This window comes from Pedobacter sp. CFBP9032 (assembly GCF_034045265.1).
Taxonomy (GTDB): Bacteria; Bacteroidota; Bacteroidia; order Sphingobacteriales; family Sphingobacteriaceae; genus Pedobacter.
Genome location: NZ_JAXCWE010000001.1, coordinates 403,356 through 428,558 on the forward strand (window position 1 = coordinate 403,356; position 25,203 = coordinate 428,558).

General features: G+C 36.5%; 28 protein-coding genes. All 28 read right to left on the reverse strand.

Going from position 1 to position 25,203, the window contains the following annotated elements:
• Nucleotides 1-109 precede the first annotated feature (109 nt).
• The gene (locus SOM16_RS01650) at nucleotides 110-499 is read right to left on the reverse strand and encodes a DUF983 domain-containing protein (protein WP_320462242.1); all 390 of its coding nucleotides are present in this window, start codon (nucleotides 497-499) and stop codon (nucleotides 110-112) included.
• Nucleotides 499-762 (reverse strand): Txe/YoeB family addiction module toxin, encoded by a 264-nt coding sequence (locus SOM16_RS01655; RefSeq protein WP_320462243.1) that lies wholly within the window; start codon nucleotides 760-762, stop codon nucleotides 499-501. The genes SOM16_RS01650 and SOM16_RS01655 overlap by 1 nt, the downstream gene beginning before the upstream one ends.
• Complete coding sequence (locus tag SOM16_RS01660) at nucleotides 762-971, reverse strand: DUF2683 family protein (RefSeq protein ID WP_320462244.1); 210 nt, start codon at nucleotides 969-971, stop codon at nucleotides 762-764. Before SOM16_RS01660 ends, SOM16_RS01655 begins: the two co-directional genes overlap by 1 nt.
• Nucleotides 972-1,016: 45 nt before the next feature.
• A complete protein-coding gene (locus SOM16_RS01665) occupies nucleotides 1,017-1,289 on the reverse strand; it encodes a hypothetical protein (protein ID WP_320462245.1) in 273 nt (90 codons plus the stop codon).
• Nucleotides 1,290-1,765: 476 nt separating this feature from the next.
• Nucleotides 1,766-1,963 (reverse strand): hypothetical protein, encoded by a 198-nt coding sequence (locus SOM16_RS01670; protein WP_320462246.1) that lies wholly within the window; start codon nucleotides 1,961-1,963, stop codon nucleotides 1,766-1,768.
• Nucleotides 1,964-2,028: 65 nt separating this feature from the next.
• The gene (locus SOM16_RS01675; RefSeq protein ID WP_320462247.1) at nucleotides 2,029-2,211 is read right to left on the reverse strand and encodes an SUKH-3 domain-containing protein; all 183 of its coding nucleotides are present in this window, start codon (nucleotides 2,209-2,211) and stop codon (nucleotides 2,029-2,031) included.
• A gap of 68 nt (nucleotides 2,212-2,279) precedes the next feature.
• The gene (locus tag SOM16_RS01680) at nucleotides 2,280-2,588 is read right to left on the reverse strand and encodes a hypothetical protein (RefSeq protein WP_320462248.1); all 309 of its coding nucleotides are present in this window, start codon (nucleotides 2,586-2,588) and stop codon (nucleotides 2,280-2,282) included.
• Nucleotides 2,589-2,834: 246 nt separating this feature from the next.
• Nucleotides 2,835-3,266, reverse strand: coding sequence for a hypothetical protein (locus SOM16_RS01685; protein ID WP_320462249.1), 432 nt, complete (start codon nucleotides 3,264-3,266; stop codon nucleotides 2,835-2,837).
• A 13-nt stretch (nucleotides 3,267-3,279) separates the two neighbouring features.
• Nucleotides 3,280-3,402: a hypothetical protein gene (locus tag SOM16_RS01690; protein ID WP_320462250.1), complete on the reverse strand. Its 123-nt coding sequence runs from the start codon at nucleotides 3,400-3,402 to the stop codon at nucleotides 3,280-3,282.
• A gap of 37 nt (nucleotides 3,403-3,439) precedes the next feature.
• Complete coding sequence (locus SOM16_RS01695) at nucleotides 3,440-3,724, reverse strand: hypothetical protein (protein ID WP_320462251.1); 285 nt, start codon at nucleotides 3,722-3,724, stop codon at nucleotides 3,440-3,442.
• Nucleotides 3,725-3,733: 9 nt separating this feature from the next.
• Nucleotides 3,734-5,191: a hypothetical protein gene (locus tag SOM16_RS01700; RefSeq protein ID WP_320462252.1), complete on the reverse strand. Its 1,458-nt coding sequence runs from the start codon at nucleotides 5,189-5,191 to the stop codon at nucleotides 3,734-3,736.
• Between the two features lie 2 nt (nucleotides 5,192-5,193).
• Complete coding sequence (locus SOM16_RS01705) at nucleotides 5,194-6,138, reverse strand: hypothetical protein (protein WP_320462253.1); 945 nt, start codon at nucleotides 6,136-6,138, stop codon at nucleotides 5,194-5,196.
• A 10-nt stretch (nucleotides 6,139-6,148) separates the two neighbouring features.
• Nucleotides 6,149-7,885 carry a type VI secretion system Vgr family protein gene (locus SOM16_RS01710; RefSeq protein ID WP_320462254.1) on the reverse strand — a complete coding sequence of 579 codons (1,737 nt, stop codon included), beginning with the start codon at nucleotides 7,883-7,885 and terminating at the stop codon, nucleotides 6,149-6,151.
• 297 nt (nucleotides 7,886-8,182) lie between these two features.
• Nucleotides 8,183-8,578 carry a type VI secretion system tube protein TssD gene (gene tssD / locus SOM16_RS01715; RefSeq protein WP_154279629.1) on the reverse strand — a complete coding sequence of 132 codons (396 nt, stop codon included), beginning with the start codon at nucleotides 8,576-8,578 and terminating at the stop codon, nucleotides 8,183-8,185.
• A 558-nt stretch (nucleotides 8,579-9,136) separates the two neighbouring features.
• Nucleotides 9,137-9,532: a type VI secretion system tube protein TssD gene (gene tssD, locus SOM16_RS01720; RefSeq protein WP_320462255.1), complete on the reverse strand. Its 396-nt coding sequence runs from the start codon at nucleotides 9,530-9,532 to the stop codon at nucleotides 9,137-9,139.
• A gap of 425 nt (nucleotides 9,533-9,957) precedes the next feature.
• Entirely contained in the window at nucleotides 9,958-11,274 is a 1,317-nt protein-coding gene (locus SOM16_RS01725; RefSeq protein WP_320462256.1) for a DUF4302 domain-containing protein, read from the reverse strand.
• Between the two features lie 17 nt (nucleotides 11,275-11,291).
• Nucleotides 11,292-12,656 carry a putative zinc-binding metallopeptidase gene (locus SOM16_RS01730; protein WP_320462257.1) on the reverse strand — a complete coding sequence of 455 codons (1,365 nt, stop codon included), beginning with the start codon at nucleotides 12,654-12,656 and terminating at the stop codon, nucleotides 11,292-11,294.
• Between the two features lie 2 nt (nucleotides 12,657-12,658).
• A complete protein-coding gene (locus SOM16_RS01735; protein WP_320462258.1) occupies nucleotides 12,659-14,119 on the reverse strand; it encodes a RagB/SusD family nutrient uptake outer membrane protein in 1,461 nt (486 codons plus the stop codon).
• Nucleotides 14,120-14,129: 10 nt separating this feature from the next.
• Nucleotides 14,130-17,750, reverse strand: coding sequence for a SusC/RagA family TonB-linked outer membrane protein (locus SOM16_RS01740; protein WP_320462259.1), 3,621 nt, complete (start codon nucleotides 17,748-17,750; stop codon nucleotides 14,130-14,132).
• A gap of 347 nt (nucleotides 17,751-18,097) precedes the next feature.
• Nucleotides 18,098-19,282, reverse strand: coding sequence for a FecR family protein (locus SOM16_RS01745; protein WP_320462260.1), 1,185 nt, complete (start codon nucleotides 19,280-19,282; stop codon nucleotides 18,098-18,100).
• A gap of 56 nt (nucleotides 19,283-19,338) precedes the next feature.
• Complete coding sequence (locus SOM16_RS01750; protein ID WP_320462261.1) at nucleotides 19,339-19,941, reverse strand: RNA polymerase sigma-70 factor; 603 nt, start codon at nucleotides 19,939-19,941, stop codon at nucleotides 19,339-19,341.
• A gap of 156 nt (nucleotides 19,942-20,097) precedes the next feature.
• On the reverse strand, nucleotides 20,098-20,640 hold the full coding sequence (locus SOM16_RS01755; RefSeq protein ID WP_320462262.1) for a DUF420 domain-containing protein: 543 nt from the start codon (nucleotides 20,638-20,640) through the stop codon (nucleotides 20,098-20,100).
• A gap of 161 nt (nucleotides 20,641-20,801) precedes the next feature.
• A complete protein-coding gene (locus SOM16_RS01760; RefSeq protein ID WP_320462263.1) occupies nucleotides 20,802-21,497 on the reverse strand; it encodes an SCO family protein in 696 nt (231 codons plus the stop codon).
• Nucleotides 21,497-21,844, reverse strand: a complete 348-nt coding sequence (locus SOM16_RS01765) for a cytochrome C oxidase subunit IV family protein (RefSeq protein ID WP_320462264.1) — start codon at nucleotides 21,842-21,844, stop codon at nucleotides 21,497-21,499. Before SOM16_RS01765 ends, SOM16_RS01760 begins: the two co-directional genes overlap by 1 nt.
• A gap of 25 nt (nucleotides 21,845-21,869) precedes the next feature.
• Nucleotides 21,870-22,577, reverse strand: a complete 708-nt coding sequence (locus SOM16_RS01770) for a cytochrome c oxidase subunit 3 (protein WP_320462265.1) — start codon at nucleotides 22,575-22,577, stop codon at nucleotides 21,870-21,872.
• Nucleotides 22,578-22,608: 31 nt separating this feature from the next.
• Nucleotides 22,609-23,175, reverse strand: coding sequence for a cytochrome c oxidase subunit 3 (locus tag SOM16_RS01775; RefSeq protein WP_320462266.1), 567 nt, complete (start codon nucleotides 23,173-23,175; stop codon nucleotides 22,609-22,611).
• Nucleotides 23,176-23,191: 16 nt separating this feature from the next.
• Nucleotides 23,192-24,100 carry a heme o synthase gene (gene cyoE, locus SOM16_RS01780; protein WP_320462267.1) on the reverse strand — a complete coding sequence of 303 codons (909 nt, stop codon included), beginning with the start codon at nucleotides 24,098-24,100 and terminating at the stop codon, nucleotides 23,192-23,194.
• A gap of 12 nt (nucleotides 24,101-24,112) precedes the next feature.
• Nucleotides 24,113-25,171 (reverse strand): COX15/CtaA family protein, encoded by a 1,059-nt coding sequence (locus SOM16_RS01785; protein WP_320462268.1) that lies wholly within the window; start codon nucleotides 25,169-25,171, stop codon nucleotides 24,113-24,115.
• Between the last annotated feature and the right edge of the window lie 32 nt (nucleotides 25,172-25,203).

A 25,203-nucleotide genomic window follows, 5' to 3' on the forward strand; every position in this document is an offset into this window, starting at 1 on the left:
GATCGTTCATGGTTTATAGGTTGCCATCCATTGAACAGCTTACCTTACTAACCTTAGACTTCGGACTCCCGACTTCGGACTCCCGACTTCTGACTTCTTTACTTCTGACTTATTTATCGTAATATGGCTTATACTTGATGTTAGGCGATAAAACGTGAAGCAGTATAATTCTGGAATATCGGTAATTTAAAGGATAGAGTATAAAGCAGCCGGCAAAAATTACAATCAGATAATGCCAGAAGGTATCATCTGTTAATGGGCCAAAAAGAAGATAGGTAGCAAAACTGGCCATCAACATTTCAATCACATTCATGGTATAACTTACATACATAGCGGCATAAAAGTAACCCGGTTCAATTTCAATCCGCTGTGCACAATGACTACAAACCTCTTTTGTATGCTGAATATTCCAACCGTACATACTGCCTGTAAAAATATCACCTCTACGGCAATGCGGACATTTACAATGTATAATAGCGTAAAGCTTGGATGTTCCCATTAATAATGTCCTTTTACAGAAATAATATAAACAATATCTGAAGAGACTTCATAAACTAAACGATGTTCATTATTTATTCTTCTCGACCAGAATCCGGAAAGGTTATGTTTTAAAGCCTCTGGTTTGCCTGTACCTTCAAATGGATGTTCAGAAAGTTCGGTTAATAAATTCAGGAGTTTCTTTAAAACAGCCTTATTACCTGCCTTTTTATGATCATCTATCTCACTTTTAGCTTGATCGGAAAAATCCAGATGAAAACTCATTATAAACCCAATAAAGCTTTCAGATCTTCCTTTTCTACTCTTGTTACCTTACCAGCTACAACCTCTTGTTTACTCCGTTTGATTTTGTTAACAAATTCTGAGTTATATGGTGTTTCAGTTACTTCAAAACTTATTTCCAGGGCTTTAGCAATAGCTTTTAAAGCTGTTAATTGTACTTCATTTTTAGGGTGTAAAATAAGTGTTTCCATAAGTACAAACTTACATATTCAACGAATTGTGTTTAAAATCAACTGCTAGTTTAAATTAAATGGTTCTTTCTTCATATCAAGATGGACGTTTTTCTTGCGATATTTTTTATACCAAACCACACCAACCACAATGGCCATGAGGTACGGAATGGCCAGAAGATAAATTACACCAGTGTTTAAACCGGCAGAAACAGTGTTACCGTTTTTATTACCCTGCTCTGCATTGATACTGCACATGGCGCACTGGGCGTTCGCTTGTAACACCGTTACAAAGTTTAGCGCCGCCAGAAATAAGACAAAAATAATTTTCCTTTTCATGTTCACAAATATACTGATTTAACGACTGGAGGAGGTTAAAAATTATGTCATAAAATCGGCTTTTAAAGGTTTCGTCTACCAAAAAACCTTCGTGAACTTCCAAAGGAAAATATGTAGCCGCTGAAAAGGTAACCATATAGGGAAATTTTCCTAATTTTCTGTATCCATAGGCTTGTTTCTATTACAACTATGCAGCAGCAACTAAATTAGAGCATTCCTACTATTAGATTACCTTTTAAACTTATTAGCTATTCAATGTTTTGTAACTATTCAACCAGATAGAATTATATTAACTGGTTGCCTCAAGAAATGAAAGCCAATATACGACCTCGAAGTGAAAATACCTAGATAGGACGTGTAATGCAAATTGTGTCAGTTCAGATTGATTTGCCAATAAATACACAATTAAATAAATACCTCTTCAAAATAGAGGCGTTCTGTAATGGAATTTGATATAAAAATACTTAGATCTAATTCTACCACCAATTAGGTATAGGAAGTTCTTCAAATTCTCGCCAAGGTTTTATTAATAAATAATTTACGGCTTCTTTGCCAATGCCTATTTTCATAACGTTTCCATCACTGAAAGCGTAAACATTATCTAATTCATCAATTGCTAAATACGAAGAACCATCTATATTGCCTATAGGTATAATACTTTGACAACCTATCAATTTTGGGTAGTCTTCAATAATACATAATCATATCGAATAGCTTCTTTTATGTCAAAATTTATTTTTCAGTTATTTTCATTAACATCAATATCTAAAAATAAATTTCCAAACTCTTTGTAAAATCGAATAAAAGAAGACGATAGAATATACCCTCTTTTCTCTAAAATTTCTATATCACTATCTATTTTTATACTTCTATTGGGATACCAACCTGCTTTTTTAAGAGTATCTATTATTTGACTTTCCATAATTAAACTTTTTATGGCTTCCTTATTTTAAAATGCATTTAGAAGTTCTAACGCTATTCTGTCAAAATCTACCAATTATTATAATTATCAATATCAGTTAATACAATAACTTGTGGAAAATCATTTTCAATTTCTTTAATTGTTGTTAGAGTAACTTTTACCGAATTTATAGTTTTTTCAAACTTCAATAGTCCTTTTTGTTTATTATAAAATAATCCAAATTCCTCATCTTCTTCGGTTTCAACAAAGCCCAATAGAAAAGTTGTATCTAAATTCAAATCCTCATCTAAAGCAATATTTCGAATATCTTGCCATTCTGTTAATAAAAGATTAGTTAGTTCTTTTACTTCTTGTTTATATAAATTAATATCTAGCATATTACTTCTTATTAGAGCCTGTTTAAATTTTAATTCAAATTAATTTTTTAGAAGGCAGAGACACGTTACTTGAGAATAACCAAATTTTCTCTCCACACACCATTATTAAAATCTATAAATTTTTTAAACAGTTTCTTAATTCTTTAGATTCAGGATGATCTAATTGTTATCGCTATGTACCTATTCTTATGAATTCCGTTCATAAACTTAAATACATACATTAATATTCAAGAAAAAACCAATTGCTCAATTAAAAGAGTTGATGGGTATATAATTCATAGGTTCATCAAATTTTCCTTTCCAACTTTCATTTGGCAGGTACTCTTTAACTTCAATATCGTAAAATCCATTAACGTAAATTTTACTGTCAAAATCAATAAAAAATGTAATTCTGGAATCTTCCGAAGAAAAATTATCAACTATATTGATATATTCAGTATTTGAAATTTTGTCCTCTTCAATAGCATCTAAATATTCTTGTATTTTATTATCAAGCACATTTAAAACACCTTGTCTAAAATTTTTAAAGCCGCTTTCATTTAACTGAATAGTTGGATCATATTTTACATAGTTTAAAATCCACCATGCAATCGGCATTAGATATAATGTAAATTCATTGTTATATTTTATACAACCTAATATAAAATTTTGTTTAAATTTTTCTTTAAATGTTTTCATCCAACTTTAGTTTTTAGGGTTGTTCAATTTTTCCACTTCCTTTTATAGCTTGAGCTTCGATTTTTTTTATATATTCTTCTGGCAATCCAAAAGCACCAGATGATTTACTTGGATCTGAAATTTGAGGTTTATTCATCTTTTAAACAAAGTCCGGCATAGAATCATTTTAATCGTTACTCTTTATCCAAATTATTGTTTTTCATAAAATCACGTAATTTTTTCAGATAAGTAAAAATCTCTTCATTAGAAAAGCTGACTTTGGAAAATATTGGAGAAATACTTTTAAAATCATAATTTGGGTTAGACATTGCCCATTCAAGAGCTTCAAACTGTTTTGTTCTTCTTTCGAAATCATAATCTCTTCTAAACAGGATAACATCTGTTGTGTCGTAGGTGATGTCTTCTATTTGTCTTTCTGTAATAAGACGATACATGGGTATAATTAATTGTCCTTTCATAATTGTATTTTAATAACCTTCTATTTTTATATCTGTTATATCTACTTCTCTACTTTTAAGTTCTTCAAGTACCTGAGCATTTGTTCTTTGATCAGGTTGATAATGACCACTTCGATTCGAAATTTCCGTTACCTTACCATTATCTACAACAATTTCTCCAGCTCCGGCAACAGGTTTGCCACCACCCAAACTAGAGTGATGAAATTCTCCCACAGCATGGGTTTTTGACGCATAGATTCGTCCATTTTCGTCCATTACAAAAATGGATTTTCCTTTACCACTATGTGCTGTTCCTGCATTTTTAGTGTCGTACAAATTACCCTTCGCATCAACTATTTTTCCATCTTTAACAAAAAGTTCATATGGAGCCTTTTCTGCAGCAGACAAATATTTAACTTTAGTACCAAATGGTTCTACCCAACCCTCACCCAGTTCTTCCCCTATATAATCATTCTCTAGTGCTTTAGTTTCATATACCGATTTCTCATGCGCCCCATTACCCTTTTTCTGGCTTTTTAGCCTTTCTCTAAAGTCTCTAGCTGCATTTTTTGCTTTTATAAGTTCATTGGCTACTTTCTCACCTGCATTCTTCCAACTATCTACTGCTGCATTTCCTTGTGCCTTTACATCAGCCAGCCCATTGGCATCTTTGCTATTCCTTCCAGCAGGTATGCCACCTAGACTTAATAATAGCGCTATGCTTTGAGGATCTCTTTCGGTAACGGCATGATAAGCTGCCATCTCTGCAAACCCAAAGCTTTTACCTGCATCTGTAAATACTTCTTCTGCATGAAAACCCTCTGTACTGGAATTAGAATAGGCACTAAAACCACCCCATGCGCCAAAAACTGTACGCCCTGCAAAACCAGCCACAGAAACAGTCTTTAAATAATTTACACCAAAATTAGCAAAAAACTGTAGTGGTTTGGTAATCAACATTCCTGCTCCTCTAAATGCATATACATACATAAAGCCTTCGAGACCTGTCATTAAGGTGTTTCCTGCAAACAGAACCAGTGCATGAAATTCACTTTTTACATTAGGTACGTAGGTTATCTGGCCTGAAAATGCATTACAGATCATGTGTACACCGGGTTTGTTTGCCACGGCATTGTGTTCCCCTAATTGCGCATCAGTTTTTATAGCCACCCAAACCCGCATAATTGCCGCCATATCTCCACACATTGCAGCACCCAATGCAGCCCCAACACCAGCTCCAATTATGGCTGCTAAAAGTACCCATCCTGCAGGGCAGGATAATAATAATGCTAATGCAGCAGCAACAATGGCATATAGCAGTGCAACCCATTTACAGGAAAAATCGATAGCGTAACATTTTAAGCTATATTCGGTTAAGTAGTACTTGCCGTCTTCTCTCTTAACAATGTTTTGATTACTCTTCATCGATGCGGGTTTTAGCCCACCGGAGCATACAAAGTAATGGCTTTCATCAAATATCTCATCCATAATTAAGGCATTTGTATGATCTGAAACTTTAATTTATGGTATAGCAAACTGGAATTGACCGTTTCTTCCAGATTAACGTAAGCTTCTTTTATAAAACCTGTTACCGGATCAAATTTATATTCTCCCTCAATTTTAAAATTTGGCGTAAATGGTATTCCTGTTAAAAAGGGCATTTTTCCATAGGCTTGATCAAGCCATTTATTATCTGGCTTAAAAAAACCATTTACCGACATCGTAATGCCGTCTGAATTGGTTTTTGCTTCGTAATCCATCTGCCAGTTTATCTGGTTTGATCGAAATGCATTATCTCTTTTGATCTGCTTTCTACGTTGAAAGGAATGTCCGTAATTTGCCAAATCGAAAAACAGAAAGAAAAACTCCTGCTCATTAAGCATCTGTTTCCAGAAGCTTTGATTATTCATTGTTTCATCATTTAGCTTGAAGAAACTTTCTATATCTGTACCCTCATTAAAATAGGTTACCAGTTCGTTTTTGATCTTTTTCCACTTCTGCTGTAAAAAATCTAAATTTTTAATTTCGATTATTTCACCTGACTGATTAATAACCGCTTCAAACTCGTCATATAATTTTTCAAGCTGTCTGGTTACCAGAAACATTTCTTTGAAGCCCTGATTGTTACAGGAGATCATCTCTTTATCATAACTGATCAGATTTAAAAGAATCTCTCCGTCGTCAAAAATATTCTTTAAATGAAAGATTAGATTGTTTTCTACCTTGCTCGTAGTATTCATGGAGTTAATCTGCAATTCTCCAACAAGAGTTATTTTATATTTTTGGATTCCAGTTTTCCGAAAATTTATCGTTTTTCTTAAAATTTCGTTTTCAGTTTTTTTAGATGCATTATCTTCTGAAGGATTGTCGGTATTTTGGTCATCCTTATCATCAAAAAATAGAAAGCTGAATTTCTTTTCATTTGGTTCATTCATATTCTTTTTTTTAATTGATTATAATTTTTCCACCTGCCCAGTTTCCTTTTCCTTTGATTTGAACATCACCACCACTAATTTCAATGTTCGCGCTAGATAATGATATTTTATCAGCAGTAATCTCAATCATTGACCCTGCTACAACGAGGGAGATATTTGTCTCTCCGGTAATTGTTAAATTCCCTGCATTGTCCATTTTAACCACACTTTTTCCCTCACCCACATTAATGGTTTTGGTTGTTGCAGCATTGGTGGTGGCATTACCTGCCCCATCAAAATGAAGGTTAGCGCTTCCTTTGTCCATTAAATTTATGCTGCCATCATTATCATTTAACAGCAATTTATTACCACTTCTTGTTGCAATGCTTTTTAGGTGGTTTTCATTCGATCCACCAGAGCCATTCTTACCATGGAAGACAGACCCCAGGACAATTGGGCGCGCAACATTGCCCTCTTCAAAAGCAATCACAACCTGATCTCCTTTTTCAGGCACAAACGCAAAACCACGGTTCTTGCTTACCTTCTCACTGCTCCCTGCATCTGGCGTAATTACCCTCAGCCATTCGGTAACGTCATTTGTTTTACACTCCCATTTAAATTTCACTTTGATGCGGCCATTTCCCTGCGGATCAGCATTGTCGATCACATCGGCTAGTTGCATGTCAGGATTTGGCTTATCATAATTTTTAACCAGAATCCGTTCGGTGTCAGAGACCACACCTTCGAAAGTGTTGTGATATTTACCAGTTCCATCCAGGTTATGGGTAATGCTCGTAATTAAAAATCGACCAAGGCTTTCAGTCGCGAATGCAACGTCTTGCCTAATGCTCATGGTAATTTCAGCCAGTGTACCGATGCCGAGTTCACAATTATCTCCACTAGCATTTACTTTTAAAAGTTCGCTGATATGTGCCTTTTCTTCGTTTTCTACATGGCTTTTAATGTCGCTGCTATTATCAACCCTGATCATGGATGGCTGATTAAAGGTTTTGCTGTACATTAGGTTTGATGCATTTATCGCATGTGCCAGATCAGGATTGCCATTTGCTTTACCACTGCTTTCGCTTTGCAGCATTTCATCCTGCTTAGGGTTATAGGCAAAACGTTTGTTTTTAATGGGCGAAACCTCCATGGCATATTGCAGGTTGTGTACATCCCTGCCATAAAACAGCGCGATATCCTTCTGATCGTCTGGCTTCCCGAAATTGAGTTGCTGACCATCATAATACAACCATTCATGGTATTCGCCCGATAAACGGTTCAGAAATTCCCAATCGCTTTCCTTATACTGTATCAGGTAATCAATAGTGGATTGGCGGCTGGCATTCGCAACAATTTTCAAATCGTTGGCTGGCGTATCATTGGTGGCTAGTTTCACAATCGTATCCAAATCTTTATCCAGATAAGAACCCAAATCTTCGCCACGATCTATTAAAATCGTCGGACTATACCCGCTCACAATTAATACGCCATGATAGCCATGGCTTTGAGCCAGCTCAACCCTTGTGACCAAACCCATAAAATTTTGAAGATGCTCCTGGGAATAACCAAAAGACGCAGTTAAGGTTTTCCCTACAAAACCGCGACTATCATCCAAATTAATTAAACCCGGTGCACCCATTTGATCGTGGTTAAACCGCAATTCGAAATAATGGTGACTGTTAAATGCCTGTTGCAGGCTGAAGCTGGCGAAATGAGTAATGGCCTTATCTTCTATGTTAATGTCGGTGATGAGTTTCTGTTCCATATTTATTTCAAGCTTGGTTGGAACAATGATGAGAAAACCTCATTCTTTTTTGTTGTTCCATCTACCAGTGTAAAATGAAATGCAAGTCATTTCATGTGCAAGTGAGGTTCTATATAAAATCTAATATCCAACTGATGACCGTTGGAAAAAAAATGTAATAGGGATGCAATATCTGGTTAAAGGGGACATGAGTAGCGGGTTAATTTAGATAAGCATTATCGATAGATAAAACTAGATGTGTAAACTAAAAAGAGACTGGCATTACCAGTCACTTTTTAATTTATAATATTTTGAAAATTATGCTTTTGGCCAGTCATTCTCGTGTTCTGCATTACCCAGCTTCAGTTTTCTGGCTGATACCACGAAAGTAAGCGTCATTGGGGTATTGTCATTTACGGCAATACCTTCGCTGTATTGAACGATGTAACCATCTTCGAAAGTTAGTTCCTTCATCTTGGAATCTTCTTCCCCTTTTTTGAAGGTAATGGTTCCTGATTGTGGTTTGTACTGGTTGTTTACCATTGATTCAATCACCGAAGTATCTTCAGTTGATTCGATTTCAATGTTGATTGTTCCGCCATATACACCTGATGATGGACGACCTTTTGCATCTACATCTCTGTTTAATGAAAAACTGCACTGTAATACATCAAATTCTTTCGAACCTAATGTTAATCTGGTTTTAAATGCCATAATAATTTCTTTTAATAATGAAAAATAAATGTTTTTGAAGTAATTAAAGGTTGAATTGGTTAGCGGGTTAGCAGTTTAGACAATTACTAATCAATACTAAATTTTAAGTGGTTAGCGGGTTAGATTGATTTCTAAACTATCCTAAACCCTAACCAATACTAAACGTTTACGTGGTTAGCAAGTTAGATCGATTTCTAACCTATCCTAAACCCTAACCAATACTAAACGTTTACGTGGTTAGCAGGTTAGATCGATTTCTAACCTACCCTAAACCCTAACCAATACTAAACGTTTACGTGGTTAGCGGGTTAGATTGATTTCTAAACTATCTAAACCCTAACCAATACTAAACGTTTACGTGGCTAGCAGGTTAGATCGATTTCTAAACTATCCTAAACCCTAACCGATACTAAACATTAAGTGGTTAGCAAGTTAGATTGATTTCTAAACTATCCTAAACCCTAACCAATACTAAACGATTAAAGAGGTTAGTGAGTTAGAAGTATGTATCTAAACAATCCTAACGCTCAACCCTAACCAATGCTAAACTTTTCAAACCTACGCCTTCGGCCAATCGTTTAAATGCTCTGCGTTTCCAAGTTTCAGCTTTCTGGCTGAGATCTGGAATTTAAGCGTCATCGGGTGATCGCCGATAATGTTGATCCCCTCGGAATACTTTACAATGTAGCCATCTTCAAAATCAACTTCTTTCATTTTGGCATCTTCTTCAGATTTCTTAATCAGAAGCGTTCCGGTAATGGGCTTGTACTGGTTATTTACCATTGCTTCGATAATGGAGGTGTCTTCGGTTGACTCGATCTCAATATCAATGGTACCGCCGTAAACTCCAGAAGAAGGTCTTCCTTTAGCGTCTACATCGCGGTTTAACGCATACGCGCAATGAAGTACATCGTACTCCTTGCCCGAAAAATTCAATCTAGCTTTGAAAGCCATAGTTTTAGGGTTTTGGTTAAAAATTTGTTCTTTATAGCTTACGCTACTATGCTAAAAGTTAACCAAATATCAAGCCATCAATACTTTAAGTTAATAAAACGGGAAAGGGAAATATTACAAAAATTGGAAAAAATCGGAGTAATCGCCTTTTACGACTTATTGAAGCGAAACTATTAGCAAAACAAATGTGTATAAGTTTTACAAAAATTTTATTGATTAACATACATGACTTAAAAGATAAGCACACAAAAGCGTAGTAATTCCACACAAATTGTAACACTTTAGGGAATATTTTCTACAATAAATCTAATATAATGAGATTTATGATATACTGATTTAACGATTGGAGGAGGTTAAAAATTATGTCATAAAAAAACCCTCGCTGATGAGCGAGGGTTAGTTGAGAGACAATTAATGAAATTAATTTAAAATAAAGATCCGGAAAAGGTGAAATTCGGATTTTGTACGCTTCTAAACTGTCCTAGAATTTCACCCGTTGTCGGGTTTGTAAAATATGAAAGCGTAAAAGTATCTGCATTAATCCGTTGTGTAGTTAACGGAGCCATTTGCGTTACAATTAATGAAGCATTTCCAGTTGGCGCAATGCCAGTGAATTTATAAAGGCCAGCAGTTGTTTTTGTAAATGTATAAGAGAAATCGGCAACAAATCTATTTGCACCCTGATAGATATCGGCACTCAATAACATGGTATTATTAATGGTATTGAAATTAAAAACCATCCTGTCTAATCGCAGATTATATCCAGATGCTAGGGTTCCTGCAGCGGCAGCGGCTCTGCGGGTAACAAACTCTGTTCCCCAGCCAGGATAATTTGTAGCGTTCGGAACCACTATTGCAGAATACTGTATCCCGATTAATAAATGTAATGGATAGAGCGAAGTTGGAGAAGACAAAACTTCAAGTCTTGCTCCATCTACTGTGGTAAAGAATAGGTTTTTTACCGGGTCCCAGGTGAGTTCTTTTATAGATTTACCTTTGTAAATTAAAGCTTCCTTAAATCTAATACCCGTTAATGTGAATGCAAATCCCGTTGAAGCAGTACTTACACCTCCACTTCCATCATCCCAAATGAGTGTGATTACTTTTTGATTATAATTAATGGAGGTTTGAACTTTTATTGCATCCACTAATGTGAAGTACAGGTTATTGTTATTGTCCACGTAATCAACTGAAGTTAAAATAGAATTGAGTAAGCCTTCAGCATTATAGAGATTTTTCTCTGCCAAAGTAGCCTTTACCAACACCAGTTTACTTTTCAGCAATTTACCAGTAAGCATAATGGAATCACCCACCTGCTTATCAAATGTAAATTCGAAATCGGAAAAAGAACCCCAGCCGGCAACACCTCCAAAAGTACTTGGATCAGGGTCGGCCAGAATATGCAGATAGCTATAAGTATCGAAGGATAATGTTGGGTTTTGTAATGCTTTTACCCTGAAGGTACTCTCCATACTTTCTCTAGCCGGATCAACATCCAAATCAGCATACATGCTAACTTTATTGTCTTTGGTAAAATTGAAGTAGAACGAATAACCTGCTCCGCCTTCCGGGTATAAAAATGCCTTCCAGCCATTGGTGCTTCCGGTTAATTCGTTGGTGTATTTGTTTACTGCCGCGGTAGTTCTTTCTTCTGGTCTTTCACCATCTATCAGTACCTCTTCCTTTTTACAGCCCGTAAACAAGGCTAGAGATAAGAGTGTATATATTAATATTTTTTTCATGTTAATTCCCTCTTAAGTTATTGACCCATTGTACCATAAAAATATGAATTGGCATTAGTGGTTTTATAGAATGCACCTAATGAACCTACAAAGCCGATATTTCCCGGAATAATTTGATTAATCCAGTTAATTCTAAATGTTCCGGTTGTTAAATATGTATTTATGGAAGACACCCCTGGTCTTAAGGTATTCATATTACCATAGGTAGCAGCAGTGGGCTGTGTAGCATTCAAAGTTATTAAAGCCACTCCGGTCGTTCCGTTTACTACCATAGTATAGTCTGCATCTGCTTGTACAGCAGCACCAGTCGCATTGAGATAGTTATATCTAACCGTAAGTAAATTATTTGCCCCAAAAATTAATTGCATATTGATTAACTGCCTACCTGCTCCTCCAATTGCAGGTACAGCTGTTTTTGCTGTATTCCATGCAGCTAAAAATTCAGCAGACTGGTTCGGATCTACTGATGGGTTGGTTAATAGCGTTGTATAACCAATTCCCGGGCCTAGCATTCTATGTAAAACCGGAGGCGAAATTTTGAAAAGCGCTTTCTGTACCTCCCCTTGTAACTGATAGAAATCAATATTAAATGCGGTTTTGAAATAATCTACTACATACTGCTCCTTTTTCTTCAACTTAACCTGAGCATCGGCCGGTAAGGTGGCTACAATTGCATTATATTGAACCCGTCCCATCATCAACATATTAGATGACTGTTCTGCAAAATCTTCTCCGGGAGAAACCCTTGCATATTGCGTAATGAAACCTAAAGAATATGCTTCTGCTAAAGATCTCTGTGTCCAGTTGGCTTCATAACCACCCCGGGAAACGGTTTGATATTCCGTAGAGAAATCAACAGTTTGATTTAATATATGCGTATACTCATGTTGAATAACCTGAATCATCTGCTTTACTGCAGCCAGACTCGTTTTATCAAAAGAGTTAATCACATAAAGAACAATTTTTCTTCCACCTTCAGCAGTTCCCAAAGTGATGGTTCCATTACTGTTGTATTCTGCACTACCTGCTAAAACAAACTGCTTTGGGGATATTTTCTTTATAAAATCTGCCCCTCCTGCAGCTTCGAAAGGCCTGATCCATACATCGCGAACCATTTCCATTGCAGGAATAACCTGCTCAACTACTGGTGGCGTAATGTTTTTTCCGGAAGGCAGTTCAAAGCGATCAAATCTATATTTCGCTTCAATATTGTACGGATTTAAAAAGTTTTGGTCTAACCAAATGTCTGTACTGTTTTTATTAGTAATAATGTTTTGATCAATAGCATCTAAATTCGCATTCAGCGTTTCTTCTTTTTTACAAGATGCAAGGACTGTTAACATGGTTAATGCAACAAATCCATTTTTTAATATCTTTTTCATAATTATCTTGGATTTTGGGCTATACCAGAAAGTGTAACCTGATTCGGTAACTGAAATAACTTACGTGGATCATCTTCTGTAAGGGTAATCGTTTCAAATGAACCATTAACCTTATACACCCTGTGCTGCACCGGCAATTTGTATCTTAAAATGTCAAACCATCTCAGTCCCTCTTGTGTAAATTCCTTCTTTTTGAAATCTAATATTGTAGCGATTAAACCTGCTTTTGGATCAGCTACACCATAAAAGGCAGCAATTTTCGCCAAGGTAACAGCATGTGTTGTTGAATTATAATTTAAGATCCTTGTACTACAATAGGTATTTAAATCTGCGAGAGCGGAAGCATTTTGTCCGGCAGATGCATAAGCTTCAGCCCTATTTAATAAAGCTTCATCTGCAGTTAATACTGGCACGATGCTATATGGGAACCCAATTGTAGCGTTCGGGCTTGTTCTTACAAAGTATTCATTCCACTTTAACATCGTATAATGTGGCACTCCATAATAGGCAGATTTGTAAGCCCAACGTGCTCCGGTAACATTTGGCGTAAACATTTCATCGTTTTGAATCTGGCCAAAACCATATCTAGGCGAGGTTGTCCTTGCCCATGCTGACGCTGTTTCTATTAACAATAAGGTTGATGGTTCACTAGCCTGGGTAAAGTTGATGACCTGTTCATCTAAAGTGTAAGTATTGTATCGGGTGTTCCATGGCCTGAGGATTGTTGCAAAAGCATTACCTGGCGAAACTGCGCTTGCATACTGAATCACTTTTTCATAATCCTTCTTGAACAAGAAAAACCTTGCTGCAAATGCATTTGCAGCTGCTACGTTGAAATGATATTTGGCTACTTTATAAGCTGTATTCCTGATTAAAGGTAAGCCTTCCAGTAAATCTTTTTCAATACTGGCATAAACGGAAGCAACTGTACCCCTGTTGTATTGAGCAGAAACCACTTTCTCTGGCGTGGTAACATAAGGAATACCAGGAGAATCATTACTTCCTGCCGGATCATAAGCCTTTGAATATAAGGTCACCAGCATAAAATGAGCGTAAGCACGGGCGACCAATGCTTCACCTTTGTATGGAAGTACAGCACTTCCTAAATTGTTTAGTTCAATTGCTTCTAATGCCGCATTTGCTGCCGCTATAGCTTCATAACAAGAATTCCAATATTGTGTTGGCGTATCTTCGACATTATCATCATTATCCAACCAATAGTATGGCTGCGTAATCGTTCTGCCTTCTGTACCGATTCCAGGACCTTTATCTTCAGCATTATCAGAAGAAGTTTCCGTAAATGCGATGTAATTACCTTCGGGGTAAGCACTGGTAAGCAATTCCGCAACCTTTTCAACAGTATTTATTTGAGTTCTTTGATCTGGAGCCTGCTCTAAAAACTTTTTACATCCAGTGGTAGATATAAGTGCTAAAGCAATGATCGATATATATATTTTTTTCATGATATTTTATTTAGAATCCTACCTTTAGAGATAATGTGAATTGACGAGGTATTGGCAAGGCTACACCTCCCGATCCAAAGAATTCAGGATCCTGACCGTTCAATTTTTTATCGGAATAGATTAAGAATAAATTATTACCAACAGCACTAATTGAGGAATTAGTTAAGCCTAATTTTTTGGTATACTTACTTGGAATATTATAACTTAAGATAATCTGTTTCATCCGAACAAAGCCACCATCTGCAACACGTTCTGTAGAATAATTATAGTTATTATAAGCATAATTGCTACCAAAGGCCTGCGCTTCCAATACATCTAAAATAGATGGAACATTCGTTAGTAACTCATCTCCTTGCATTTCCCAGCGACTTAAAAAAGCCTTTGGCATTGCATCAAGATCAGTATAACTTGTTTTAAAAGATGGTGTTAAACGCACTTTATTTCCAGCAGCAAACGTAACCAAAGTTGATAAGGTGAAATTTTTATACCTGAATGTATTGGAGTAACCACCGGTATATCGCGGATCAATTGGTCCTTCATACTTTAAGTATTTAATTACGTCACTTTGCAAATAAACATCACCACTAACAATGCCTTCATCATTAATAAATTTTGGAGAACCGTTTAAAGGATCTAAACCCTTAAAATCAAGCGAAAACAAACCCCTTTGAGAATAACCCTCGAGTGGACCACCATCAGGACCAATTAAACCGAAAATAGAGGGTTGGTTTTTTAGGTTGGTAATCTCGTTACGGTTGTAACCAAATATTAATTGTGTAGACCAGTTGAAATCGGAAGAAGTAATCACTTTTGCGCCTAATGCAGCTTCTATACCTTCTGATTTCATATCAGCATAGTTTGCTTGTTTAATTGCTTCTCCACCTATACCTGAAGTTCTAAAAGCGCCTATCAAATCAAAACTTTTTCTCTTATAGGCATCAACCGTTAATGTTAAACGCTCTTTAAACAAACCTAAATCCAGGCCAATATTTAATTCATTTAATTTTTCGAAGGTTAATTCAGAGTTTTCAAGACCTGAAATGTATAATTTCGTTTCTTTTTCACCTAAATACGGACGGCGGGTACCCATACTTTGTACCACTAAACTAGAGTTTGTTGCAGAGCCCATACTTGCCACCAAACCATAGGTTGCTCTCAAGGTAGCGCGGCTAACAATGCGTTTAAGCCGCTCGTTTTGCATAAAGTTTTCGGTATCGATATTCCAGGCTCCAGAAACATTCCAGGTAGGTAACCATCTTGCTGTTGGTGATTCTCCTAATAAATTCGAACCATCATAACGACCGGTAGCATTGATGCTATATTTTCCTTTATAGGAATAAGCTGTTCTTAATGAATAGTTTAAATAACGTTCATAACGATAATTCATGCTGTAGTAGTTAAAGCCACCTTCAACATTTTGTTTCACGATGTTCGGATCAATAAAAGGAACTCCCCCTTTATCATATTGATATCCATAACCATCGAAAATTTTGTTCTGACGATTAATGTAACGCATCTCCTGAGCTGCAAAAACATTGAATAAATGATCTTCATTAAATGTCTTATCGTACTCTAAACTGTTACGCACATAATAGTTAGTAATGTTATCATCGTTGGTTTTATAAAACCCACCATAAGGCAATACAGATACGGGTAAAGCATTTGGATTATCAGGATTGCGATATAAAAATTTATTACTATTTCTCACAGTTGCATCATCAGGACTGATACCTGCACGGTATGCCTGCGCCATGTTGGAGTTTTCAGTAATTTTATGCTCCTGACTGGTTTTAGCAAAACGATAAGCCCCGTCAAATGAATATTTTAAATTTTTGGTGATTTTGTATTTTACCCCCCCTTGTACTTTAAAATCAATAAGTCCAAGCTCCAAAGTATTATTCTCTAATTCATTAAGAATATTAAATGGGGCATAATTTTGAGTGAAGAACTCTCGATTGCCATTCGCATCATAAGGTGTTAATGCGCGACTGGTATTTAAGGCATAGCTAAACGGATTAATATCAAAATCACGATCGTATGTGCCATAAACAGGATTACCGTTTCTACCCAAGGTACCTGGCGCTTGCTGATCGCGGATTGATCCTTGCGTAATTAATTCGAAACTTAGCTTGTTGTTAATTTCAAAATTTCCACGAAAATTTCCAGTGAACCTTTTTACCTGATCAGCAATTGTCCAACCGTTATCCTGTAAAAAACTTGTTGAGGCATAAATTTTTGATTTTTCAGTTCCTGTAGCTACACTAACTGAATGTTCTTGCATTAGCGATTGCTTAAATAATACATCGAACCAATCAGTATTGGCATTTGCGTAACGTTGCAAAAATTGTTTTTGACTTTGCGCATCGTTTTTTAAACCATAGGTTCCTGTTGCAGCATCATACTTATACATTTCGTTGTACATTTTGGTAAATACACCACCATTCGCACTACGCGATGAACTCGAGTGGTTTAACCAACCCTTATTTTGCATTTCCAGATAAACATTCATCTGATCTGCAGAATTTAAAATATCGAAATTATCATATGATGGTTTCATGTAACTGGAGAAGTTACCTGTATAGGAAATAACTGGTTTTCCATCTGTATTTCTTCCTTTTTTAGTGGTAATAATAACCACACCATTCATGGCTCTCGCACCATATTGAGCTGTTGCTGCAGCATCCTTCAAAATATTGAAACTCTCAATATCATCAGGATTAAGCCCTGCTACCGAAGATCCAACCAAAGTTGAAGGATCACCTGTAGACAATTGTTCGTTGGAAATATTGACTACATCTTCGAGTATAATCCCGTCTACTACCCATAATGGCTTATTATCACCAGAAATAGAGGTTGCGCCACGAACCCGAATTTTAGGTGCCGCACCAAAGGTTCCGGATACGTTTTGAACAGACACACCAGCCACGCGACCTTCCAGCATTCTGCTTACATCTGTAATACCATCTCTTTTTACATCAGAAGCCTTTAATGATGTAGCAGCCCCGGTAAATAACTTTTTATTCAATTCCTGGTAACCGGTAGATACTACATTAACTTCGCTAAGCTGTTCTGCATCCTCTGCTAAAACAACGTTTACAACTGTCTTACCATTAACAGGAACTTCCATGGTTTTATAACCCACATAACTAAAAACTAAAACAGCACCTTCTTTTACGGTGATGGTATAATCTCCGTTTGTAGTGGTAGATACTGCATTTGCGGCTCCTCTTTCTCTAACGCTAACACCCGGAAGTACAGCGCCAGACTTATCCTTCACCTTACCTGTAATCTTTACAGCAGCAAAGTAATCAACCACCTGATCTAAAATTGATTTATCCTCATGTTTAATCAGTATGGTCTTATCTTCAATAGTATAAGTTAAATCCCTACCGGAAACGATTTTGGCCATTACCTCGGCGATAGTTGATTTATTGAAGTCTGCATTAAATGTAGCTGTACTTTTGATCCTATTGGTTGATAATAAAACATCGTAACCAGATTGCTTTCTGATTTCTTTGATCATTCTCTCCAACGTAACATTTCTTTCCTTTAAGGTAATCAGTTGACCAAACGAAGCTGCACTAACCTGCATCAGGGAGGCAAGCAATATGACCGTAATTAACTTCATCATCAATAGCAATTTAGGTATGTAGCGGCGATGCGTACATAAAATTCTTATATAAATTTTGTACATTTAATAGTCTGTTTTTTTTTGCGGGACACAATATTGTTTAAGCGCATTTTGTGCCTTTCGCGGTTATCCAAGAAATAATTAATATTAAATCGATTCCGGTTTACCGGAATAGCCAGACAGATAAATTAAAGGGGTGTTGCAAGCACTCCTTTTTTTATCTCATTGGCTTTCGAACGTCAGTGCTGTTGTCGAAGTTTTTGCATAGTTTGTTTGGTTTAGGTTAAGGTTGATTGTTAATAGTATTTTTAGAGATAGCAGTTAGTTACTCTACCATCTTTTCTTCGTTAATCTTTGTAAACAATAAGCTTGTTTCCCTGCATTTCGAAACGAACTTCGCCGGTTTGTTCAAATTTTCTTAACACCTGAGAAATTTTATCAAATCTGCTTACTGTACCATAGTACATTACATCTTTGGCTTCTTTATCGGCATATTCTACTTTGACATTATACCACCGGGCAATTTTACGGAGGATACTCTCTTGCTTTTCGTTGTTAAACATAAAATATCCATTTTTCCAAGCTACAGATTCATCAGTATCTACCGCCTTAATTTTAATTCCATTTTCAGATAATACCGATTGCTGACCTGGTTTTAAAACCTGGTATTCATTTAAGTTCTGAATTGCTGAAATCCTTACACTTCCTTCCAGCAATGTTGTTTTAGTCAGACTTTCGTTCGTATAACTATTGATGTTAAAATGCGTACCTAAAACTTCTAATTTTTGTTTATCCGTTTCAACTATAAAAGGATGCTTGCTGTCTTTAGCAACCTCAAAGTAAGCTTCGCCTTTCAATTTGACTTTCCTAACGGTTGTTGTGCCAATGTTTAGTGGGTATTCCAGTGAAGAAAGTGCATTCAGCCATACCAGGGAACCATCAGGTAAACGTATTTGCCACTCTCCACCATTTGGCGTTGAGATCACATTAACCTGTTGATCATCCGCTATAGCACTATTTTTTTCAATATTATATACCAATTGTCCATTAGTGGTTTTGGAAATAGATAAGCCCGCTTCTTTAATCAAATCGCCATTAGCGATATCGTTTAAGGAAATTTTCCTGCCATTGGCTAGTGTTAAGGTAGCCTTATTCCCGCCAGGAGCAATATCCGTTAAGAAAACATGCTTTTTTGAGCTGTGGTTTTGAATGCGTAATGTTACGGTTAATGCAAGTGCGAGCACAGCTGCTGCAGCCAACCCCTTATAGTAGATCTTGATTGATCTTTTTTTAGGAGTCACCAGCCGATCTACCGATAAAATGTGATTAATTACCTGGTTCCATTTATCGAAGTCAACATTTTCCGAATCTGATGTGGCCTGAGTAGATTCAAATGCATTAAGCATATTGGTTATTTCTGCAGATACAATGGAGGGGTATTCGTCTATCAAACTAAGTAATTCAGTTTTCTCATCCGTAGCCAATTGACCAGACTCGAATTTTTTAACCAGAAATATTACTCTTTCTTCCATAGATCTTATACTAAGAAGCCAAGGAAATGATTTAGGACTATCGGAAAATTATTTTTTTATTGTTTTTTTTCAAAGATCTCTAGCAAAAACAATAAACTTAACGAAATACCATGCTGAATCAGGTTTTCCCGAATGGTTTTCAGGGCAATAACCAGGGCATTTTTAACGGTGCTCACTGATAATTCTAAAATCTCTGCAATTTCAGGAATAGTTTTACCCTCACCCCTGCTTAATTCATAGATTTTTCTTCTTTGTTGGGGTAATTTCCCTACTGCAGATGCAATTAATTTATTTATTTCATTCAGATGAATAGCATCCAGCGTAACATTATCAAAATCGGAGTGGCGGCTCTTTAATAAATCAATAGCCCTATCTTCTTTTAATTTCTTCCGAAGATAGCTCAGGCATTCATTAGATACATATTTATATAAGTAGGCTTTTACGTTTTCAACGTGTTCTAACTTATCGCGGTTTAGCCAGATCCGAAGAAAAGCATCCTGAATAACTTCTTCTGAAGCATGTTCAGACTTCGTAAACTTAAAGGCAAATGATTGTAAAACAGGAAGATAATTAAAAAATAGAATCGAAAATGCTTTTTCACTCCCCTCAACAATTTCTTTAATCAGTTCTCGCTCTTTATCACAATCCTTAAAAGCCATATTTCAATTGGTCATCATTCGTTTTAAATAAGTAAATCACGAGGATATCAAATGAGATATACCTAAGCGATCTGAATAGAAGGCCTAAGCAAGTACCAATAATACAAAATATTGTCTATTGTTTAGTAAAAAACAACATTAAAAACCTGAATATTTTTAATGCTGATAATATGGTGAGATCATCAGGTAAACCACTACACCTGTAATGGCTACATATAGCCACAAAGGGAACGTAATTCGTGCAATTTTGCGGTGTTTATCGAAACGTTGAGCTAAAGCCCTTACGTAGGTAACCAAGACCAATGGAATAATCGCGATAGAAAGTAAAATATGCGTAAGCAGGATAAAGAAATAGGCGTATTTAATTGCCCCCTCACCACCAAATTTAGTAGAGGGTGTTGTCATATGGTAGGCAATGTACATTACCAGAAATAATAAGGAACAACCTATGGCAGATTTCATTAAATTCTGATGAAGTACAATCTTCCCATTTTTAATGGCCCATACGGCAATAACCAATAATACAGCAGTAATACCATTAATGGTGGCATAAATAGGCGGTAAAAAAGGAAGCGTAGGTGCATCGATCCCCAAATCCTTAAGCTTCACTACAAACAAAAATGCAACTGCTACGGGTATGAAGATGGAAAGAATAATAATCCATTTGCTATATTTTTTCTCAATTGAAGAATTTTCCATGAGTTTAAGATATTAATATTTTATAGTACTGGTCGAGAACAATTGCATTGATATGGTTATCTGATCATCGTGAAATGATAACTGTAAACTCCTAATTGAAAACTGTTAACTAAAAACTGCCAACTGAAAACTGTTAACTGTTAACTGTTAACTGAAAACTGCTATCGTCCGTCTTTAACATTCCTCAGATACTCGGCAATCAGCACTTTAATTTCATCTTCCAGGCGGGCGGTAGATTCCGGGCTATCGGTTTCGTAAACACCCCTTATACGATGCTGCACATCGATCAATAATATTTTATTGCTAAAAATATAACGCGGTTTTTCCTGACTTTCATCGCTCACTATATCTAATAGAAGACCCTTGCGGATGAGCGGATAAGTAATGCTGGTATCTCCGGCAAGTACATTCCACTTGTCCGGCTTAGCACCCAGTTGAGCAGCATAAGCTTTAACGTTGGTTACATCAGCAGGATTTACAGACAAGCTTAAAAACTTTACCAGCGGCTTCTTTTCATAGCCTTCTGCTAAGGTTTGGAGATACTTAGTTACCCCTGCATTTGGTGCTTCGGTATTAACCAGGTTTAATACGGTGATCTTATCTTTCAAAGTTGCCCAGGAAACGCTGTCGCCACTTTGATTGATGAGTTTAAAATCAGGTATCTGATGATAAATCGTATCAGGTATCTTTTTACCCTTTACGGTATGAAAAGTTGAGGCAACGACCTTCTCTCCAAAAACTGGGAGGCTCTTATATCTGTTCTTCGCGAACTGAGGCAATAAGTAAAAAAACAAAAATCCCGGTACAGCTAATGTGCTTACCAGGATTATTGCTTTTTGGATGGATTTCCCTTTCATTAATGATTCATCATGTGGATATTCAAAAATCCACCTTCAATTAACATTAAAACAATAAAGTAAATAATGAAAATTAACGATAATGTTAAAGAAAGCTGAAAACCTAGTTTCTCATATTTCAGGTGCATAAAATAGGCAACAATATAAAATGCTTTTACTAATGTTAAAGCGATATAAACGAAGTTACCGACTGAATGACTCATGTAACGGTTTGGTAAAACCCACAGTGCTACTATGAATTCGATTACTGTGATCAATAAAAGGATACCAAACACTTGCCAGATTTTACCTTTTGATAAACCTGCGTGCTCTTCGTGCCCTTCTGTATGTGTGTGATGTTCTGACATGATAATATTTTATAAATGTGATGAATTAAACCAAATAGAAGAATGTAAATACAAACACCCACACTAAATCTACAAAGTGCCAGTATAAACCAACTTTCTCAACCATTAAATAATGACCTCTCTTTTCAAACGTACCGTTGATAGTCATGATCAACACAATAATGTTAATGATTACGCCACTGAATACGTGGAAGCCGTGAAATCCGGTAATGGTGAAAAACAAGTTAGCAAATTGCTGTGCCGCAACTACAGAAACATCGCCAGTGAAGAATTCCTTCAATTTCTCAGCTGTTGGAATTTGAGCAAACCAAAACCCTTCATGGTGTAAGTGTGTCCATTCTAAAGCCTGACAGCCCAAGAACATGAAACCACCAATAATGGTTGCAACCATCCACCAGATTACTTCTTTCTTTGCTCGGCGGTGTCCAGCCTCTACAGCCAAAACCATGGTTACAGAACTCATGATCAGGATGAAGGTCATAATCCCCACAAATACTAGTGGAGCACCAGAATCAGTGATACCTGGAACGGATTGGAAAACCAAATCAGGATCAGGCCATGTTAATTTAGAAAAGCGCTGCGCACCGTAATAGATTAATAAAGATGAAAAGGTAAAAGCATCTGACAAGAGGAAAAACCACATCATGATTTTGCCATATTCTACCGACCACGGAGAACGGCCACCATTCCATGGCCCGGTTTTAACTTGATCTAATTGTGATACTGAATTCATTTGGAAATAGTATAATAGTTTGTTAACAAATTTAACGGTTCAAAAGTAAAAAAACATACAGATATATCCATAATATATCTATAAAATGCCAAAAAATAGAAGCAATTTCCATTCTATATTTGCTTTTAGCAGGTGAGATGTTCTTGTAGCTACCTACCAGGGCATTGATAATGAGTCCAACGCCAGCTATAATGTGCAGTAAGTGTAAACCAGAAACCACATAGATAAATGAAATTGCGGCGTTATTGCCTACTAGTGTTGCTCCGGTTTTAACCATACTGCCCCATGCATTAAATTGCATTACACCAAAAGCAATCGCTAAAATTACGGTTAGCCATAATAGGTTGCGCTGCAGGCTGAAGTTTAGTTTCCTCATCGCTTTAGCTGCGAGAACAAGTGAAATGCTACTGGCAATAATAACCAGGCTGCTATAAATAAAGGCATCAGGCAATACTAAACCATGACCTTTACCTTTAGATGCTGCAAATACGAGGTAATAACTAGTAAACCCACCAAACATAATGGTGGAAGAAACCACAAAAAGCCACACAATAAACTTGCGGGGTTTTGGGTCAAATGTATCTTGGATCTTTTCCATTGTTAGCACCATAAAATTATTTTGCTATAAAATTTAATAATAAACCCAACTGTACAGCCGGGATGTAAAAAAAAGAGCAGAACATTACTTTCCTTGCATCTGCAAGATCCCTGCTCAATAAAAGTTTCAATGCAAGCCAGCTAAAAATGAGTCCGGCAATTAGCGATAAGCCTGCAATGTAATAACCTCCAAAACCATAAAAGGTTGGAAGCAGACTCACCGGAATTAAAATTAGCGTAGTTAAAAAAGTAAGCAGAGCTGAAGTCTGATCTCTTTTTTTAGTAGGCAACAGTCTAAAACCAGCTTTTTTATAATCGTCATCCAGTACCCAGGCAATCGCCCAAAAATGCGGAAACTGCCAAACAAACTGAATCAGGAATAGAATTCCGGCAATATAATAATCAATCTCATGAAACATTTCGGCCTTCAAGCTACCAAATGCAGCCAAATAACCAATTAGTGGTGGCAAAGCTCCAGGGATAGCGCCTACAAATACTGCTATTGGAGATTTTCTTTTTAGCGGTGTATAAACAAATGCATACAGCAAGATAGAGAATACGGAAAGCAAACCTGTTTCGAGATTTAGTTTTCCTAACAACCAGGTACCCAAAAAAGCCATAAAGACTCCAATAATTAAGCCCTGCCCAGTCGTCATCCTTCCTGCAGGCATTGGTCTATCCTTAGTTCTAGACATCAACTTATCCAGATCCTTTTCAATAATCTCATTAAAACAATTGGCTGCAGCAGTAACCAAAAAGCCACCTGCGATAAGTATCAACCAATCTCCCCAATTTATTGAAGGAATATGTTCCCTTCCTACCTGCATCTTCTGCCCGATCAAAAAGGAAATTGATGCCGAAAACACGACCGTAAACGATAGCCTGAATTTGATGAGCTTAGAAAAATCTGAAAAAAACTGTTTCAACTTCCTTAAATATTATTGCTTATAAGTACTGGTACGGTAAACCAACAAGTACAAATAAAACTGTAAACTAAATAACAACGTAGAGAATAATATATGCAATGCCTGTGCTGCTGGTGGAAACGAAAAATAAGCAAGCGCAAAACCACTTAATAACTGAATCAGCAACGTAGCCAGAATAAATCTTGCCGTTAAAAGCGGTGCTGCTTTCCCACTAAAACGATCAATTACCATTTTATATACAATCACATTTGCGATCACGACCAATATGGCCAAATCTCTGTGGTATTTAAAAATGGAACCTAATCGTGAAATCCAGGTATCCCTTAAACCATTTGATAGCGATTTCGCTACTACATCAACAGACTCTCTTACCTCTGTACCTAAAACAATCTGAAGGATACTTAAAAATACGGTGAACAATAAAAAGCCCTTCAACCAAAGAATCCGGTACATAATTACCGAAGGTGTTTTATTCAGTTGCTTCGCGTAATTGTAGGTATAAATTGCTATTGCTAAAATAACCAGCGCTAAAAGCATGTGCACCGTAACCACCCATTGCGCCAGGTTTGTAGAAACTACTATCGAACCTAACCAGGCCTGATAACCAACTACTAAAATATTCAGTCCGCTTAAAATAATAATCCGCTTCGCAGTCTTTCTATAGGTGAAAGAGTAAACCAATGTTAAAAGTAAGAAGAGCCCAGCCAAAACGCCTGCCAACCTGTTGACATACTCTACCCAGGTTTTAGTTGCATTAAATTCCTCAGGCACCGTAATGCTTTGATCGTGTCTGATCGAATCTGCCAGAGCCACTTTGCCCATACTCTCTAAGTACTTGGCAAACTTTTCATTCTTCTTTAACCGGCCTGCTACGTACTTTTCTTTATAATCTGCAGGTAACTGCGATATATCCGTAGGCGGAATATACCGATCGAAACATTTTGGCCAATCAGGACAACCCATGCCAGATCCTGTACTTCTTACAATACCGCCGGCAAGAATAACCATTAGCGTAACGATAATAGTTATTAAATTAATCCTGATGAATCGTTGTTCTGATCTGCTGATCATTATACTTTTTTATGTGAAAGGGGTATCTGGAT